Source organism: Pseudomonas sp. S30 (genome assembly GCF_016518545.1).
In the GTDB taxonomy this organism is placed as follows: domain Bacteria; phylum Pseudomonadota; class Gammaproteobacteria; order Pseudomonadales; family Pseudomonadaceae; genus Aquipseudomonas.
On record NZ_JACVTO010000008.1, the window covers coordinates 161289 to 175554 of the forward strand.

The window sequence follows — 14266 nt, forward strand, 5'->3', positions numbered from 1 at the left end:
AATCTATGCCAACAGACCCTCAAGCGAGACGGAAAGTTCGTCTCGCGGCGGCCTGCCTCAACGCGTCACCAGCGCCGAGGTTGCCGCCACACCGCTTGCCTCCCAACGGTAACCGTCACCAGGGCGCAGACGCTGCAAGGCGGCGTGCAGCGCACCGACCGACAGCGGCCAGGACAGGTTGCCCAACACCCACAACCCCTTGCGCCAGGCCTCCACGGACAGGTTCGGCGCGCCGGCTGGTGGCTCGCCCAGGAACAGCACTGCACGCAGGTGTTCGTGACGGACCAGGCGCTGCAACAGCGCCTGCACCGCCAGGGTCGGCATGCTGTGGTCGATGAGCACGGCATCCGGGGTGCGCTTGAGGCTCGCGCACGCTTCGGCGAGGTCCCCGGCCACCCTGACCTTGAAGATGCCCAGGGCATTGCAGGCCTGGTGCACGAGGATCTGGTGGGACGGGCGGGATTGGACGACGAGAAGGTCGAGGTGCTGCATGAACCGCTCCTGAGGGCAGACGCACTGATGGTCAGGGCGCCCACTCTAGAGCGACAGGATGGCTCCTCGAATAGGACAAAACTGATACTAAGAAGCGATAGTTCCTAAATTACCCAACCTGAAAGCAGCGAGGGCAGGTCGGTTTCCCGCCCTGCCCCGCTTTGCAGCCTCAGCCTCGAATCGCTTACAGCGGCTTGCCGCGGTTACCGTGCTGGCTGACGAACGCCTGGACCGCTGCCAGATCGTTGGCCAACACCGTGCAGCGCTCCTCGCGGCTGAACAGGTCGCTCAGGTGCACGGGCAACTCCAGCGCCTTGCCAACGCCTGCCTGTTCCACTGCCTCGGGGAACTTGACCGGATGCGCGGTACCCAGGATCACCATGGGGGTGTCCAGGCTACGACGGCACTCGCGCGCCGCCTTGACGCCGATCGCGGTATGCGGATCGAGCACTTCGCCGGTGGCCTTGAACACCTCGGCGATGGTCTGGCAGGTCTGCTCATCGCTGACGGCGAGCGAATCGAACAGCTTGCGCGCCTCGGTCCAGCGATCCTGTTCGACGCTGAAGCCGCCGCCCTGCCGGAAGTTGCCCATCAGCTCGGCGATGGCCGCGCCGTTGCGACCGTGCAGGTCGAACAGCAGGCGCTCGAAGTTCGACGACACCATGATGTCCATCGACGGCGACAGGGTCGCGTGCAGCGCGTCCTTGACGTACTGGTTGCCGCTCATGAAGCGGTGCAGGATGTCGTTGCGGTTGGTCGCTACCACCAGTTGGCTGATCGGCAGGCCCATGTTGCGCGCCAGGTAGCCGGCGAAGATGTCGCCGAAGTTGCCGGTCGGCACCGAGAACGCCACCGAACGGGCCGGGCCGCCAAGCTGCAAGGCCGCGTGGAAGTAGTAGACGATCTGGGCCATGATCCGCGCCCAGTTGATCGAGTTGACCGCCACCAGGCGCGTGCCCTTGAGGAACGACTGGTCGGCGAAGCTGGCCTTGACCATCTCTTGGCAGTCGTCGAAGTTGCCCTCGATGGCGATATTGTGGATGTTATCGCCCAGGATGGTGGTCATCTGCCGACGCTGCACTTCCGACACACGCTGGTGCGGGTGCAGGATGAAGATGTCGACGTTGTCGCAGCGGCGGCAGCCTTCGATGGCGGCCGAGCCGGTGTCACCGCTGGTGGCACCGACGATCACCACACGCTCGCCTCGCTTGAGCAGCACATGGTCGAGCAGACGGCCGAGCAGTTGCAGGGCGAAATCCTTGAACGCCAGGGTCGGGCCGTGGAACAGCTCCATCACCCACTCGTTGCTGTCGAGCTGGCGCAGCGGGGCGACGGCGCTATGGGCGAAGACGCCGTAGGTTTCCTCGAGGATCTTCTTGAACGCGGCATCGTCGATGCTGCCGGCCACGAAGGGGCGCATCACGCGGAACGCCAGTTCGTGGTACGGCAGGCCGGCCCAGGAGGCGATCTCTTCCTGGGTGAAGCGCGGCAGGTTCTCCGGCACGTACAGGCCGCCATCGCTGGCAAGGCCTGCCAGCAGGACATCTTCGAAGTTCAGGGCCGGGGCCTGGCCCCGTGTACTGATATAGCGCATGGATGCAAACCTTTGGTGTGGAGCGGCAGGCCTGGAGCGACGAATGACAGCCTCATGGCTGTGCGCTTGCGCGCTGTCGCTGTGCCTGACCGCGACGGTAATCTGTTAGGGCCTCGACGGCATGGGGGTCCAGGGCGCGGTGCGCCTCAGCCCAGCTGCTCGACCCGAATGCGTACCACGCTGCCAACCACGTCGTGCAACGCTTCCATGGCCGCGATGGCTTCGTCGATGTGCTGCTCGACCACGCGGTGGGTGAGCAGGATCATCGGGACCAGGCCGTCCTGTTCCTCGGCTTCCTTCTGCATGATCGACTCTATGTTGATGCCGCGCTCGGACAGAATGCTGGCCACCTGCGCCAGCACTCCGGGGTGATCCTTGGCCTGGATCCGCAGATAATAGGCGCTTTCGCAGGCCTCGATCGGCAGGATCGGATGAGCAGACAGCGAGTCGGGCTGGAATGCCAGATGCGGTACGCGGTTTTCCGGGTCGCATGTCATGGCGCGCACCACATCCACCAGGTCGGCCACCACCGACGACGCGGTCGGCTCCATGCCGGCGCCCGCGCCGTAGTACAGGGTCGAGCCTGCAGCATCGCCATTGACCATGACCGCGTTCATCACGCCGTTGACGTTGGCGATCAGTCGATCGCTGGGGATCAGCGTCGGGTGCACCCGCAGCTCGATCCCCTCGTCGGTACGGCGCGCCACGCCCAGGTGCTTGATGCGGTAGCCCAGGGCCTCGGCGTAGTTGACGTCGGCGGTGGTCAGGCGGGTGATACCCTCAGTGTAGGCCTTGTCGAACTGCAGCGGGATGCCAAAGGCGATCGACGCCAGGATGGTCAGCTTGTGCGCCGCGTCGATCCCCTCGACATCGAAGGTCGGATCGGCCTCGGCATACCCCAACGCTTGCGCCTCGGCCAGCACGTCCGGGAAGGCCCGGCCTTTCTCGCGCATTTCGGTGAGGATGAAGTTGCCGGTGCCGTTGATGATACCGGCCAACCAGTTGATACGGTTGGCCGACAGGCCCTCGCGGATAGCCTTGATCACTGGGATACCGCCGGCCACGGCGGCTTCGAAGGCCACGATCACGCCCTTCTCGCGCGCTCGGGCGAATATCTCGTTGCCGTGCACGGCGATCAGCGCCTTGTTGGCGGTGACCACATGCTTGCCGTTTTCGATGGCCTTGAGCACCAGGTCGCGGGCGATGGTGTAGCCACCGATCAGTTCGATGACGATGTCGATTTCGGGGTTGCTCGCGACTTCGAACACATCAGCGGTAATGGGGGTACCGGTAATCTGGCAGTTCGGGTTCTGCGAGCGCATGGCGATCTGCGCCACTTCGATGCCACGCCCGGCACGGCGGGCGATCTCCTCGGCGTTGCGCTGAAGCACATTGAAGGTTCCGCCACCGACGGTCCCCAACCCACAGATGCCTACTTTGACCGGTTTCACTGAGAACTCCCCATTGAACGGCCGGCACCTCGCCGACCGTGAAACATGCCGTCACCCCATGACGACGGCGTATTGAATGATTACTTGGCCGCGGGTGCCTGTGCAGCCAGGGCCAGCTTGGCCACCTGAGGTGCCGGCTGATAGCCAGGAATCACCTGGCCGCTCTCCAGGACGATCGCCGGCGTGCCATTGACGCCGATCGACTGGCCCAGGTGGAACTGCTTGCCGACCGGGTTGGCGCACTTGGCCGCCTTGATTTCCTTGCCATCGACCATCTTGTCCATGGCCGCGACGCGATCGCTCGAGCACCAGACCGCCTGCAACTGCTCGTCGCCCGGCGAACCCAGCCCCTGGCGCGGGAAGGCGACATAGCGCACCTCGATACCGCGCTTGTTGAGCTCGGGCACCTCGGCGTGCAGTTTGTGGCAGTAGGGGCAGGTGGTGTCGGTGAAGACGGTGATGTGCGAGCGGGTTTCGCCCTTGGCCGGGTAGATGACCATTTCAGCCTTGGGAATGCCATTGATCAACTTGGCGATGCCCTGGCGTTCGGTCTTTTCGGTCAGGTTGACCGGCTTGCCATCCTTGAGCTGGTACAGGTAACCCTGCATGACGTATTGGCCATCGCCGCTGGCGTACAGCACACGACCGCCCTGCAGCTTCACTTCGTACAAGCCGCCGACCGGACTGCTGGAGACGCTCTCGATCGGCACGTCCAGTTCCAGGGTCTTGAGAGTGTTGCGGATGGCCTGTTCAGCGCCGGCATCGGCGCTGGCATTGGCGGTGCTGTTGGCGTCGGTCGCCGCCGCAGCGGCAAAGGTGCTGGCCAGCGCCAAGGCGGCGGCGGCGAAAATCTGGGTCACGCGCATGGGTACTCCTGAAGACGGACGGGGACCGGAGGACATCGCCTGCGGGAAAAGCACGGCGAAAAGAGCGGCCCCTGATGCAAACCGTCCAAGACTACCACATCAGGCCGGGTCGCAATCAGTGTCTACCGGCCAGCGGCTGAACATGAGCAGCATTCATCCACGGGGATGATGCTGGGCATGCAACTGCTGCAGGCGTGCCTTGGCCACGTGGGTATAGATCTGCGTCGTGGACAGGTCGCTGTGGCCTAACAGCATCTGCACCACACGCAGGTCGGCGCCGTGGTTGAGCAGGTGGGTCGCGAAGGCGTGGCGCAGGGTATGCGGCGACAGCGGCTTGTCGATGCCGGCCACGCGCGCATGGTGCTTGATGCGGTGCCAGAAGGTCTGGCGGGTCATCTCCTCGCCCCGCAGGCTGGGGAACAGCACGTCGCTGGGGCGGCCATTGAGCAGCTCGGCACGACCGCCGCGCAGGTAGCGCTCGATCCACACCACCGCCTCCTCGCCCATGGGCACCAGGCGCTCCTTGCTGCCCTTGCCCATCACCCGCAGCACACCCTGGCGCAGGTTGACCTGATCCAGGGTCAGGCTCACCAACTCGGTGACCCGCAGCCCGCAGGCATACAGCACCTCGAGCATGGCGCGGTCGCGCTGGCCGATGACCTCGCCCAGTTCCGGCGCCTTCAGCAGGGCCTCGACGTCCGCTTCTGACAGCGACTTGGGCAGTGGTCGCCCCAGTTGCGGCATTTCCACTTGCAGCGTGGGGTCGATGGCGATGAGTTTCTCGCGCAGCAGATAACGGTAGAAGCCGCGCACGCCGGACAGAAAACGCGCCGTGGAACGCGGCTTGTAGCCTTGATCCAAACGCCAGGCCAGGTGATCGAGAATGGCCTCGCGACTCGCAGCGAGCAATTTCCCGCCCCGCTCCTCGAGCCAGCCATTGAACAGGGCGAGGTCGCTGCGGTAGGACGCACGGGTGTTGTCCGAGAGGCCCTTTTCCAGCCAGAGGGCATCGAGGAATTGGTCGATCAATGGATGGTCCAGGGCGGGCATGCGATCAGCTTATGGTGGAAGTGGCCTAGTGTTTCACACCGCTTGACGGCTTGTCTCCTGCGCGAGCACGCGCATGTACCGCCCCTGAAAGGCAAAAAAGCAGCCCGAAGGCTGCTTTTTTTCTCGCGCAGTGGCCAGGGCCACCGGTCAAACTGCACTCAGGACAGTTTTTCCTTGATGCGAGCGGCTTTGCCGGACAGGTCGCGCAGGTAGTACAGCTTGGCTTTACGCACGTCACCACGACGTTTCACGGCCAGGCTGTCGATCTGCGGGCTGTAGGTCTGGAAGGTACGCTCGACGCCAACGCCGCTGGAGATCTTGCGCACGGTGAAGGCGCTGTTCAGACCGCGGTTACGCTTGGCGATGACGACGCCTTCGAACGCCTGCAGACGGGAACGATCGCCTTCCTTCACTTTGACCTGGACGACTACGGTGTCGCCGGGTGCGAAGGCCGGGATTTCCTTGCTCATCTGCTCTGCTTCGAGCTGCTGGATGATTTTGTTGGTCATGCTGTGCTCCTAAGATGGATACGCGATCCACCATCGATACGTTTAACTATCGTCCCGCTCGCGGAGGTATTCCTCGAGCAGCTTCTTCTCTTCTCCAGAAAGTGAGCGACTTTCCAGAAGATCGGCGCGTCGTACGAAGGTCCTACCAAGGGACTGCTTCATTCTCCAACGCCGGATGTGTGCATGGTTGCCACTGAGCAACACGTCGGGTACACGCTGATCCGCATACACCTCGGGTCGGGTGTAGTGCGGGCAATCGAGCAGACCGTCGGTGAAAGAGTCTTCCTCCGCCGAGTCCACATGCCCCAAAGCTCCGGGCAGCAGTCGTGTAACCGCATCGATCAGCACCATGGCCGGCAGCTCGCCACCGGACAGCACATAGTCGCCAATCGACCACTCTTCATCGACATGAGCCTCGATAAAGCGCTCGTCGATGCCTTCGTAACGGCCGGCGATCAGGATCAACGATTCCTGCTCGGCCAGACCCTTGACCGCCTGCTGAGTCAGCTTGCGGCCCTGTGGCGACAGGTAGATCACCTTCGCCGCTGCTCCGGTCGCCTGCCTGGCACTGGCCAGGGCGTCTTCCAGAGGCTTGATCTTCATCACCATGCCCGGACCACCACCAAAAGGCCGATCGTCCACCGTGTGGTGTCGATCCGTGGTGTAGTCCCGCGGGTTCCAGCAGGTCACGCTGAGCAACCCCTGTTTCACCGCGCGGCTGGTTATGCCGTACTCCGTGATGGCCGAGAACATCTCGGGGAACAAGGTGACGACTTCTACGCGAAGGTTACCCATCGTCTAGAAATCCGCGTCCCATTCGACTCGCATCACGCCCGCTTCCAGGTCGATGGCCAGCACGCATTGCTCCGTATAGGGCAACAGACGCTCGCGATCATCCAGGCTGCCTGCGCTAGGCTTGACCACCAATACATCGTTCGCGCCGGTCTCCAACAGGTGATCGACCTTGCCGAACAGCTGTTCGTCCTGGTTGATGACCGTCAGACCCACCAACTGGTACCAGTAGTACTCGTCAGCGGCCAGGTTGGGCAAAAGGCTCCGCGCAATGCAGATGTCGTAACCGCTCAGAAGCCGGGCTTCGTCACGATCCTCGAGGCCTTTCAATTTCACGACCAGGCCCTTCTGGGAGCCACGACCGTTGACCAGCTCGACCTGCTTTACCTTGCCTTCGTGCCGAAGCGTCCAGCGCGGATAATCCAACAGGTTTTCAATCGGATCGGTAAAGGAATACACCTTCACCTCGCCGCGAACGCCGTGAACCGAAAAGATCTTGCCTACGACGATGAGATCGTCAGGCGTTTCTGGCGTCGCGTTCATACTGCTCAGGCGGCGGCCTTGGCAGCGTCCTTCAGCAGCTGAGCAACACGCTCAGACGGCTGCGCGCCCTGGCTCAGCCAGTAGGTGACGCGTTCCTGGTTGACCGACAGCTTGACTTCGGCGCCCGAGGCGATCGGGTTGAAGAAGCCTACGCGCTCGACGAAACGGCCGTCACGGGCGTTACGCGAGTTGGTCACGGTCAGGTGGTAGAAGGGGCGCTTTTTCGAGCCGCCACGGGCCAGACGAATGGTTACCATGTGAACATCGTTCCTATAGTCGGTACTGCAGTCGGTGCTGCAAATCTGAATGCCAAATAGGCACACGGGTGCCCAAAAGGCCGCATATTCTCGGGGAATACACGGACATTTGCAAATGGCTTTTTCGCTGACGCCATTGCCATGCTGTCCAGACCTGCCGCTTGGGCCGCGCTGACGCGGCGTTTTGCCCCGTCAGTGACGGGTGCTGCCCGGTCATCGAATACTGTCGAAGGCCGAGCGGATCCTCTTACATCTTCGGCATGCCGCCGCCTGGCATCATGCCGCCCAGGCCACGCATCATCTTGGCCATGCCGCCCTTGGCGGAGAATTTCTTCATCATCTTCTGCATCTGCTTATGCTGCTTGATCAGCCGCCCGATGTCCTGCACCTGGGTGCCGGAACCCAGGGCGATACGGCGCTTGCGCGAGCCGCTGATCAGGTCGGGGTCGCGGCGCTCGGCCGGGGTCATGGAATTGATGATCGCCTCCATCTGCTTGAACTGCTTCTCGGCCGCACCCTGGGCGTTGCCCATCTGCGACAGGTTGACCCCGCCAATGCTCGGCAGCTTGTCCATCAGGCCGCCCAGACCGCCCATGTTCTTCATCTGCAGCAGCTGATCGCGGAAATCCTCGAGGTCGAAGCCCTTGCCCTTCTTGAGCTTCTTGGCCAGCTTGTCGGCCTTGGCCTTGTCGAGGGTCTGCTCGGCCTGCTCGATCAGGCTGAGCACGTCACCCATGCCCAGGATGCGCGAGGCGATGCGATCGGGGTGGAACGGCTCGAGCGCTTCGCTCTTCTCGCCCATGCCGATGAACTTGATCGGCTTGCCGGTGATGGCCCGCACCGACAGCGCGGCACCGCCGCGGGCGTCGCCGTCGACCTTGGTCAGCACCACGCCGGTGAGCGGCAGCGCTTCGCCGAAGGCCTTGGCCGTGTTGGCGGCGTCCTGGCCGGTCATGGCGTCGACCACGAACAGGGTTTCCACCGGCTTGACGGCGGCATGCAGGGCCCTGATCTCGTCCATCATGTCGGCGTCGATGTGCAGACGGCCGGCGGTGTCGAGGATCACCACGTCGATGAACTTGATCTTGGCTTCGCGGATGGCCGCCTCGGCGATGTCCACCGGCTTCTGGCTGATGTCGGACGGGAAGAAGGTCACGCCGATGTCGTTGGCCAGGGTCTCGAGCTGTTTGATGGCCGCCGGACGGTAGACGTCGGCCGATACCACCATCACGCTCTTCTTCTTGCGTTCCTTGAGGAACCGCGCCAGCTTGCCGGCGGTGGTGGTCTTGCCCGCACCCTGCAGGCCGGCCATCAGCACCACCGCCGGCGGCGCTGCGTTGAGCGCGAGGTCTTCGTTGGCAGCGCCCATGAGGCGCTCCAGCTCGGCCTGGACGATCTTCACGAAGGCCTGGCCTGGGGTCAGGCTGCGCGACACCTCGGTGCCGACCGCACGCTCCTTGATGCTGTTGACGAAGTCCTTGACCACCGGCAGGGCGACGTCGGCCTCGAGCAGGGCCATGCGCACTTCGCGCAGGGTGTCCTTGATGTTCTCTTCGGTCAGCTTGGCCTTGCCGGTGACATGGCGCAGCGTCTGTGACAGGCGGTCGGTCAGGTTTTCGAACATGGTGATCCTTTCAGGCCCAGTGAAGCCGAGGTTGTTCAGGCGCCCTGGCGGCGATCGGCACGCCCAGGGCACAGCAAGCCGGGCAGTATAACGGAGAGCGGCCATGGCGCACACCATAGGCGCCAAGCAAGGGGCCGCCGGCAGCCTCGCTGTGGATCGCGCCCGGATCGCCGTCGCCGCCGCTTCCGCGTCACCCCCTTCTATGCCAAACTCCCCTCCTTCAAGGGCTCGCCTACCTGGACCTATGCTCTCTTCACCCAGTCTTCTTCCGAACCTGATCGCCGCCGCGCTGTACGTCGTAGCGACCGCACATCAGGGCATCCGCCTGGCGCAGGGCAACAAGGCCGACAAACGGCTGCTCGGGCTGCTGGGAGCGATCGCCGTGATCGCCCAGGGTGGCGCGCTGTTCTTCCAGCTGATCACCCCCCTGGGCCTGAGCCTGGATTTCTTCAGTGCCGCCAGCCTGATCGCCACCGCGGTGATCGCCCTGACGCTCCTGGCGTGCCTGAGCATTCCGGTGGAAAACCTGCTGGTGCTGCTGTTCCCGCTCGGCGCCATCACCGCCTTGCTGTCGCAGTTCGCGCCGGCCGGTACAGTGCCGCTGATCAACGAACAACCCGGCATCCTGGCGCATATCCTGCTGTCGATTCTCGCCTATGGCGTATTCACCATCGCCGTGGTCCAGTCGCTGCTGCTGCTGCTCCAGGACCATCAGCTCAAGCACAAGCACCCCTCGGGGCTGATCCGCAACTTCCCGCCGCTGCAGACCATGGAGAGCCTGCTGTTCGGCTTCCTGTGGGCCGGCTGGATGCTGCTGTCGCTGTCGCTGATCTCCGGCTGGCTGTTTCTCGACAACCTGTTCGCCCAGCACCTGGTGCACAAGACTTCCCTGTCGTGCCTGGCCTGGATCGTGTTCGGCGTGCTGCTGTGGGGGCGAACGCGCCTGGGCTGGCGCGGCCACAAGGCGATCCGCTGGACCCTGGCGGGCTTCTGCCTGCTGATGCTGGCCTATTTCGGCAGCAAGCTGGTTCGCGAATTCATCCTGCACATCTGACGAGCAGCCATGAACACTCTGCCATACGCCCCTTTGCTCGGCACCTTGGCACTGGCGCTGCTGTGGTCGGCGCTGTTCTGCGCCGTCGATGTGGCGCGCCAGCAGGCCTGTGCCCAGCACGACGACGGCGAGCCGCCCTTGCCAGCGCTGCCAGGCCAGGCCCTGGTGCTGTGCGCCAGCCTGGGACGCGTGCTGGTGGTGGGCCTGGCGTGCCTGATCGGCCAGCGCCAGGGCGGGGAGCAAGGTTTCTGGCTGGGTGCGCTCGGCGCCGCCCTGGCCCTGCTGGTACTGGCCGACTACCTGCCCCGTCGCCTGGCCCGTCGCAACCCCCAGGCCTTCGTCAGCCTCGGGGGCAGCCTGCTGAGATGGCCGCTGGCCTTGCTGCAACCGCCCGCCTGCCTGCTCGACGGCATCGCCAGGTTGCTACTTCGCCCGTTCAGGGTGCAGCCCACCGCCGTCGCCCTGCACCCGCAGGACGAGGCGCACGGCGATGACGAACAGCCCCAGGAGCCGCCTCGCCATGGCCTGGTGCAGGGCCTGCGGGCGCTGGACAAGGTCACCGTCAACGACATCCTGGTGCCGCGCAACGAAGTCGAAGGGATCAATCTCGACGACCCCATCGAGCTGATCCGCCAGCAACTGATCGACAGCCGCCACACACGCCTGCCGGTTTACCACAACGACATCAATCAGGTCGAAGCCATCCTCAACATCAAGCTGGTCAGCCATGTGCTGAGCAGCCCTGAGTTGAGCCTGGAGCATCTGAAAAGCGCCTGCTACGAGCCCTATTTCGTGCCGGAAAGCACGGCGCTGCAGTTGCAGTTGCTGAACTTCCACAAGCAGCAGCGACGCCTGGGCGTGGTGGTCGACGAGTACGGCGAAGTGCTGGGCATCGTCACGCTCGAAGACATCCTGGAAGAAATCGTCGGCGAGTTCGAGGAAGAACAGAGCCTGGACAATCCGCACATCCATCCCCAGGTCGATGGCCGCTTCGTCATCGACGGCACCGCCTCGCTGCGCGAACTCAACCGCAGCCTGGGCTGGCACCTGCCTTGCGATGGCGGACCGAAGACGCTCAACGGCCTGGTCACCGAGGCCCTGGAAAGCATTCCTGCCAGCGCGGTGTGCCTGAAGATCGGCCGCTACCGCCTGGAAATCCTCGAGACCGAGGACAACTGCGCCAGCAAGGTGCTGGTCTGGACGCAGAACCGCTAGCTATACTCCCCCACGCTTACCCAGCCCTGCCGTGCCGCCCGCTATCCGCACCCGGCGCTCCACGGCCAGTCCGCTTCCGACGCGCCCGCGCTCCTGTCCGTTACCCCGAACAGCGTCCGCACCCTGCCACCCCCTGGGATTTCGTCGGACCTGCGAACCACAACAATATGTGCCGGCCTGCACCTGCAGCTGTGCCAACGACTGTTCAGGGACCTTCGCATGACAACCCGCAGCATTGACGCCGACTCTGCCCCGGCGACGCCGGTCAACTCGCCTGCCCGCGTGGCGACCGCCAGCTTCATCGGTACCGCCATCGAGTTCTACGATTTCTACGTCTACGCCACGGCCGCCGCCCTGGTCATCGGCCCGGTGTTCTTCCCTTCGGGGTCGGGCACCGCGCAGATGCTGGCGGCGTTTCTGACATTCGGCATCGCCTTCCTCGCCCGGCCGCTGGGCTCGGCGCTGTTCGGTCATTTCGGCGACCGTATCGGGCGCAAGTCGACGCTGGTCGCGTCGCTGCTGCTGATGGGGGTGTCGACCACCCTGATCGGCGTGCTGCCCGGTTACGACAGCATCGGCGTGTGGGCGCCGGTCATCCTCTGCGTGCTGCGCTTCGGCCAGGGGCTGGGGCTGGGCGGCGAATGGGGTGGCGCGGCGCTGCTGGCCACCGAGAATGCGCCCGAGGGCAAGCGCGCCTGGTTCGGCATGTTCCCGCAGCTCGGCCCGTCCATTGGCTTCCTGGCCGCCAACGGGCTGTTCCTCACCCTGGCGCTGCTGCTCAGCGACGAGCAGTTCCGCGCGTGGGGCTGGCGCATTCCCTTCCTGCTCAGCGCCGCGCTGGTGCTGGTCGGCCTCTATGTGCGGCTCAAGCTGGAAGAGAGCCCGGTATTCGCCAGGGCCGTGGCGCGCCACGAACGGGTGAAGATGCCGGTGGTCGAGCTGTTCGCCCAATACTGGCTGCCGACCCTGCTGGGCGCCGCGGCCATGGTGGTGTGCTATGCGCTGTTCTACATCTCCACGGTGTTCTCGCTCAGCTACGGCGTTTCGACGCTCGGCTACAGCCGCGAGACGTTCCTGGGCCTGCTGTGCTTCGCGGTGGTCTTCATGGCCCTGGCCACACCACTGTCTGCCTGGCTCAGCGACCGCTATGGGCGCAAGCCGGTGCTGGTGGCAGGCGGGGTATTGGCGATCGCGTCCGGGTTCGCCATGGAACCGCTGCTGACCTCGGGCTCGACCACCGGCGTGGCGCTGTTCCTGGCCATGGAACTGTTCCTGATGGGTGTGACCTTCGCGCCCATGGGCGCCTTGCTGCCCGAGCTGTTCCCCACCCATGTGCGCTATACCGGCGCGTCGGCGGCGTACAACCTGGGGGGAATCGTCGGCGCTTCGGCCGCACCGTTCTTCGCCCAGAAACTGGTGAGCCTGGGCGGCCTGAGCTGGGTGGGTGGCTATGTGTCGGCTGCCGCGCTGATCAGCCTGATCGCGGTGCTGTGCCTGAAAGAGACGCGCCATGCGCAGCTCTGAGCGGCAAGCGACAAGCGGTCACGGGGTCTCATCGGGCTTCTTGTCGCCCGCCGCTGGCGACCTGCCGCCAGCGGTTGAGGGCTTCCCTCAGAACTCGACCTTGACGGCCTGGGCCGCGCGAGTGGCCTTGGCCCTCGCCGCCTCGACGCTCTCGTCGCGCGCCAGGCACACGCCCATGCGCCGGGTCCCATTGATTTGCGGCTTGCCGAACAGGCGAATGGCCGTGTCGGGCTCGCTCAGCGCCGCGCCGAGATTGGCGAAGGCAGTCTGCTGCGACTGCCCCTCGGGCAGGATCACCGCCGAAGCCGAGGGCCCGAACTGACGCACGACCGGAATCGGCAGGCCCAGGATGGCGCGGGCATGCAGGGCAAATTGCGACAGATCCTGGGAGATCAGGGTGACCAGGCCGGTGTCGTGGGGGCGTGGCGAGACCTCGCTGAACCACACCTGGTCACCCTTGACGAACAGTTCCACACCGAACAGGCCACGGCCGCCCAGCGCGTCGGTGACCGCCTGGGCCACGCGCTGGGATTCGGCCAGCGCCTTGGGCGTCATGGCTTGGGGCTGCCACGACTCCTGGTAGTCGCCTTTTTCCTGACGGTGGCCGACAGGCTCCAGGAAGGTAGTACCCCCCACGTGGCGCACGGTCAGCAGGGTGATTTCGTAGTCGAAGTCGACGAAGCCTTCGATGATCACCCGCCCCTTGCCGGCACGACCGCCTTCCTGGGCATAGTCCCAGGCCTTGCGCAGGTCATCGGCGCTGCGCAGCAGGCTCTGGCCCTTGCCCGAAGAGCTCATCACCGGCTTGACCACGCAGGGGTAGCCCAGGTCGGCCGCAGCACGGGCGTAGTCCTCGAAGGTATCGGCGAAGTGGTAGGGCGAGGTCGGCAGGTCCAGCTCTTCGGCGGCCAGCCGGCGAATGCCTTCGCGGTTCATGGTCAACTGGGTGGCGCGGGCGGTGGGCACCACGTTGAAGCCTTCACTCTCCAGCTCCACCAAGGTGGCGGTGGCGATGGCTTCGATCTCCGGCACGATATAGTGCGGCTTTTCAGCTTCGATCACCGCGCGCAAAGCCACGCCATCGAGCATGTTGATCACATGGCTGCGGTGCGCGACCTGCATGGCCGGCGCATCGGCGTAACGGTCCACGGCGATCACCTCGACGCCCAGGCGCTGCAGTTCGATCACCACTTCCTTGCCCAGCTCGCCGCAGCCGCACAACAGCACGCGGGTGGCGGTGGGCGACAATGGGGTTCCGATACGGGTCATTTCAGGTCCTCGCAGGCGTGCGGGGC

At 64.6% G+C, this 14266-nt stretch carries 14 protein-coding genes; 3 read left to right on the forward strand and 11 right to left on the reverse strand.

The window, feature by feature from the left end:
• Positions 1-57: 57 nt before the first annotated feature.
• The 10 genes from IAE34_RS11550 to ffh form a co-directional block, all read right to left on the reverse strand.
• Positions 58-492 carry a histidine kinase gene (locus IAE34_RS11550; protein ID WP_200139086.1) on the reverse strand — a complete coding sequence of 145 codons (435 nt, stop codon included), beginning with the start codon at positions 490-492 and terminating at the stop codon, positions 58-60.
• A 184-nt stretch (positions 493-676) separates the two neighbouring features.
• Entirely contained in the window at positions 677-2086 is a 1410-nt protein-coding gene (gene thrC / locus IAE34_RS11555) for a threonine synthase (protein ID WP_200139087.1), read from the reverse strand.
• A gap of 146 nt (positions 2087-2232) precedes the next feature.
• On the reverse strand, positions 2233-3537 hold the full coding sequence (locus IAE34_RS11560) for a homoserine dehydrogenase (RefSeq protein WP_200139088.1): 1305 nt from the start codon (positions 3535-3537) through the stop codon (positions 2233-2235).
• Between the two features lie 80 nt (positions 3538-3617).
• On the reverse strand, positions 3618-4403 hold the full coding sequence (locus tag IAE34_RS11565; protein WP_200139089.1) for a DsbC family protein: 786 nt from the start codon (positions 4401-4403) through the stop codon (positions 3618-3620).
• A gap of 153 nt (positions 4404-4556) precedes the next feature.
• On the reverse strand, positions 4557-5453 hold the full coding sequence (gene xerD, locus IAE34_RS11570; protein WP_200139090.1) for a site-specific tyrosine recombinase XerD: 897 nt from the start codon (positions 5451-5453) through the stop codon (positions 4557-4559).
• Positions 5454-5611: 158 nt separating this feature from the next.
• Entirely contained in the window at positions 5612-5962 is a 351-nt protein-coding gene (gene rplS, locus IAE34_RS11575) for a 50S ribosomal protein L19 (protein ID WP_200139091.1), read from the reverse strand.
• Between the two features lie 42 nt (positions 5963-6004).
• Complete coding sequence (gene trmD / locus IAE34_RS11580; protein ID WP_200139092.1) at positions 6005-6757, reverse strand: tRNA (guanosine(37)-N1)-methyltransferase TrmD; 753 nt, start codon at positions 6755-6757, stop codon at positions 6005-6007.
• A gap of 3 nt (positions 6758-6760) precedes the next feature.
• On the reverse strand, positions 6761-7297 hold the full coding sequence (gene rimM / locus IAE34_RS11585) for a ribosome maturation factor RimM (protein ID WP_200139093.1): 537 nt from the start codon (positions 7295-7297) through the stop codon (positions 6761-6763).
• A 5-nt stretch (positions 7298-7302) separates the two neighbouring features.
• On the reverse strand, positions 7303-7554 hold the full coding sequence (rpsP, locus tag IAE34_RS11590) for a 30S ribosomal protein S16 (RefSeq protein ID WP_008094480.1): 252 nt from the start codon (positions 7552-7554) through the stop codon (positions 7303-7305).
• 247 nt (positions 7555-7801) lie between these two features.
• On the reverse strand, positions 7802-9178 hold the full coding sequence (gene ffh, locus IAE34_RS11595; RefSeq protein WP_200139094.1) for a signal recognition particle protein: 1377 nt from the start codon (positions 9176-9178) through the stop codon (positions 7802-7804).
• Positions 9179-9422: 244 nt separating this feature from the next.
• On the opposite strand from ffh, the gene IAE34_RS11600 reads away from it, so the two are divergent.
• From IAE34_RS11600 to IAE34_RS11610, 3 genes are all read left to right on the forward strand, one after another.
• Positions 9423-10232, forward strand: coding sequence for a cytochrome C assembly family protein (locus IAE34_RS11600; protein ID WP_200139095.1), 810 nt, complete (start codon positions 9423-9425; stop codon positions 10230-10232).
• Between the two features lie 9 nt (positions 10233-10241).
• Positions 10242-11447, forward strand: coding sequence for a transporter associated domain-containing protein (locus tag IAE34_RS11605; RefSeq protein ID WP_200139096.1), 1206 nt, complete (start codon positions 10242-10244; stop codon positions 11445-11447).
• Between the two features lie 219 nt (positions 11448-11666).
• Positions 11667-12971, forward strand: a complete 1305-nt coding sequence (locus IAE34_RS11610) for an MFS transporter (RefSeq protein WP_200139097.1) — start codon at positions 11667-11669, stop codon at positions 12969-12971.
• Positions 12972-13058: 87 nt separating this feature from the next.
• Here IAE34_RS11610 and purT read toward each other — a convergent pair whose 3' ends face one another.
• A complete protein-coding gene (gene purT / locus IAE34_RS11615; RefSeq protein ID WP_200139098.1) occupies positions 13059-14240 on the reverse strand; it encodes a formate-dependent phosphoribosylglycinamide formyltransferase in 1182 nt (393 codons plus the stop codon).
• Between the last annotated feature and the right edge of the window lie 26 nt (positions 14241-14266).

Excerpts from the sequence above, each read along its gene's own strand:
- IAE34_RS11550 (WP_200139086.1), bottom strand. The coding sequence starts at position 492 with ATGCAGCACCTCGACCTTCTCGTCGTCCAATCCCGCCCGTCCCACCAG.
- IAE34_RS11610 (WP_200139097.1), top strand. The coding sequence starts at position 11,667 with ATGACAACCCGCAGCATTGACGCCGACTCTGCCCCGGCGACGCCGGTC.
- IAE34_RS11565 (WP_200139089.1), bottom strand. The coding sequence starts at position 4,403 with ATGCGCGTGACCCAGATTTTCGCCGCCGCCGCCTTGGCGCTGGCCAGC.
- rimM (WP_200139093.1), bottom strand. The coding sequence starts at position 7,297 with ATGAACGCGACGCCAGAAACGCCTGACGATCTCATCGTCGTAGGCAAG.
- thrC (WP_200139087.1), bottom strand. The coding sequence starts at position 2,086 with ATGCGCTATATCAGTACACGGGGCCAGGCCCCGGCCCTGAACTTCGAA.
- rpsP (WP_008094480.1), bottom strand. The coding sequence starts at position 7,554 with ATGGTAACCATTCGTCTGGCCCGTGGCGGCTCGAAAAAGCGCCCCTTC.
- ffh (WP_200139094.1), bottom strand. The coding sequence starts at position 9,178 with ATGTTCGAAAACCTGACCGACCGCCTGTCACAGACGCTGCGCCATGTC.
- IAE34_RS11600 (WP_200139095.1), top strand. The coding sequence starts at position 9,423 with ATGCTCTCTTCACCCAGTCTTCTTCCGAACCTGATCGCCGCCGCGCTG.
- trmD (WP_200139092.1), bottom strand. The coding sequence starts at position 6,757 with ATGGGTAACCTTCGCGTAGAAGTCGTCACCTTGTTCCCCGAGATGTTC.
- rplS (WP_200139091.1), bottom strand. The coding sequence starts at position 5,962 with ATGACCAACAAAATCATCCAGCAGCTCGAAGCAGAGCAGATGAGCAAG.
- IAE34_RS11605 (WP_200139096.1), top strand. The coding sequence starts at position 10,242 with ATGAACACTCTGCCATACGCCCCTTTGCTCGGCACCTTGGCACTGGCG.
- purT (WP_200139098.1), bottom strand. The coding sequence starts at position 14,240 with ATGACCCGTATCGGAACCCCATTGTCGCCCACCGCCACCCGCGTGCTG.
- xerD (WP_200139090.1), bottom strand. The coding sequence starts at position 5,453 with ATGCCCGCCCTGGACCATCCATTGATCGACCAATTCCTCGATGCCCTC.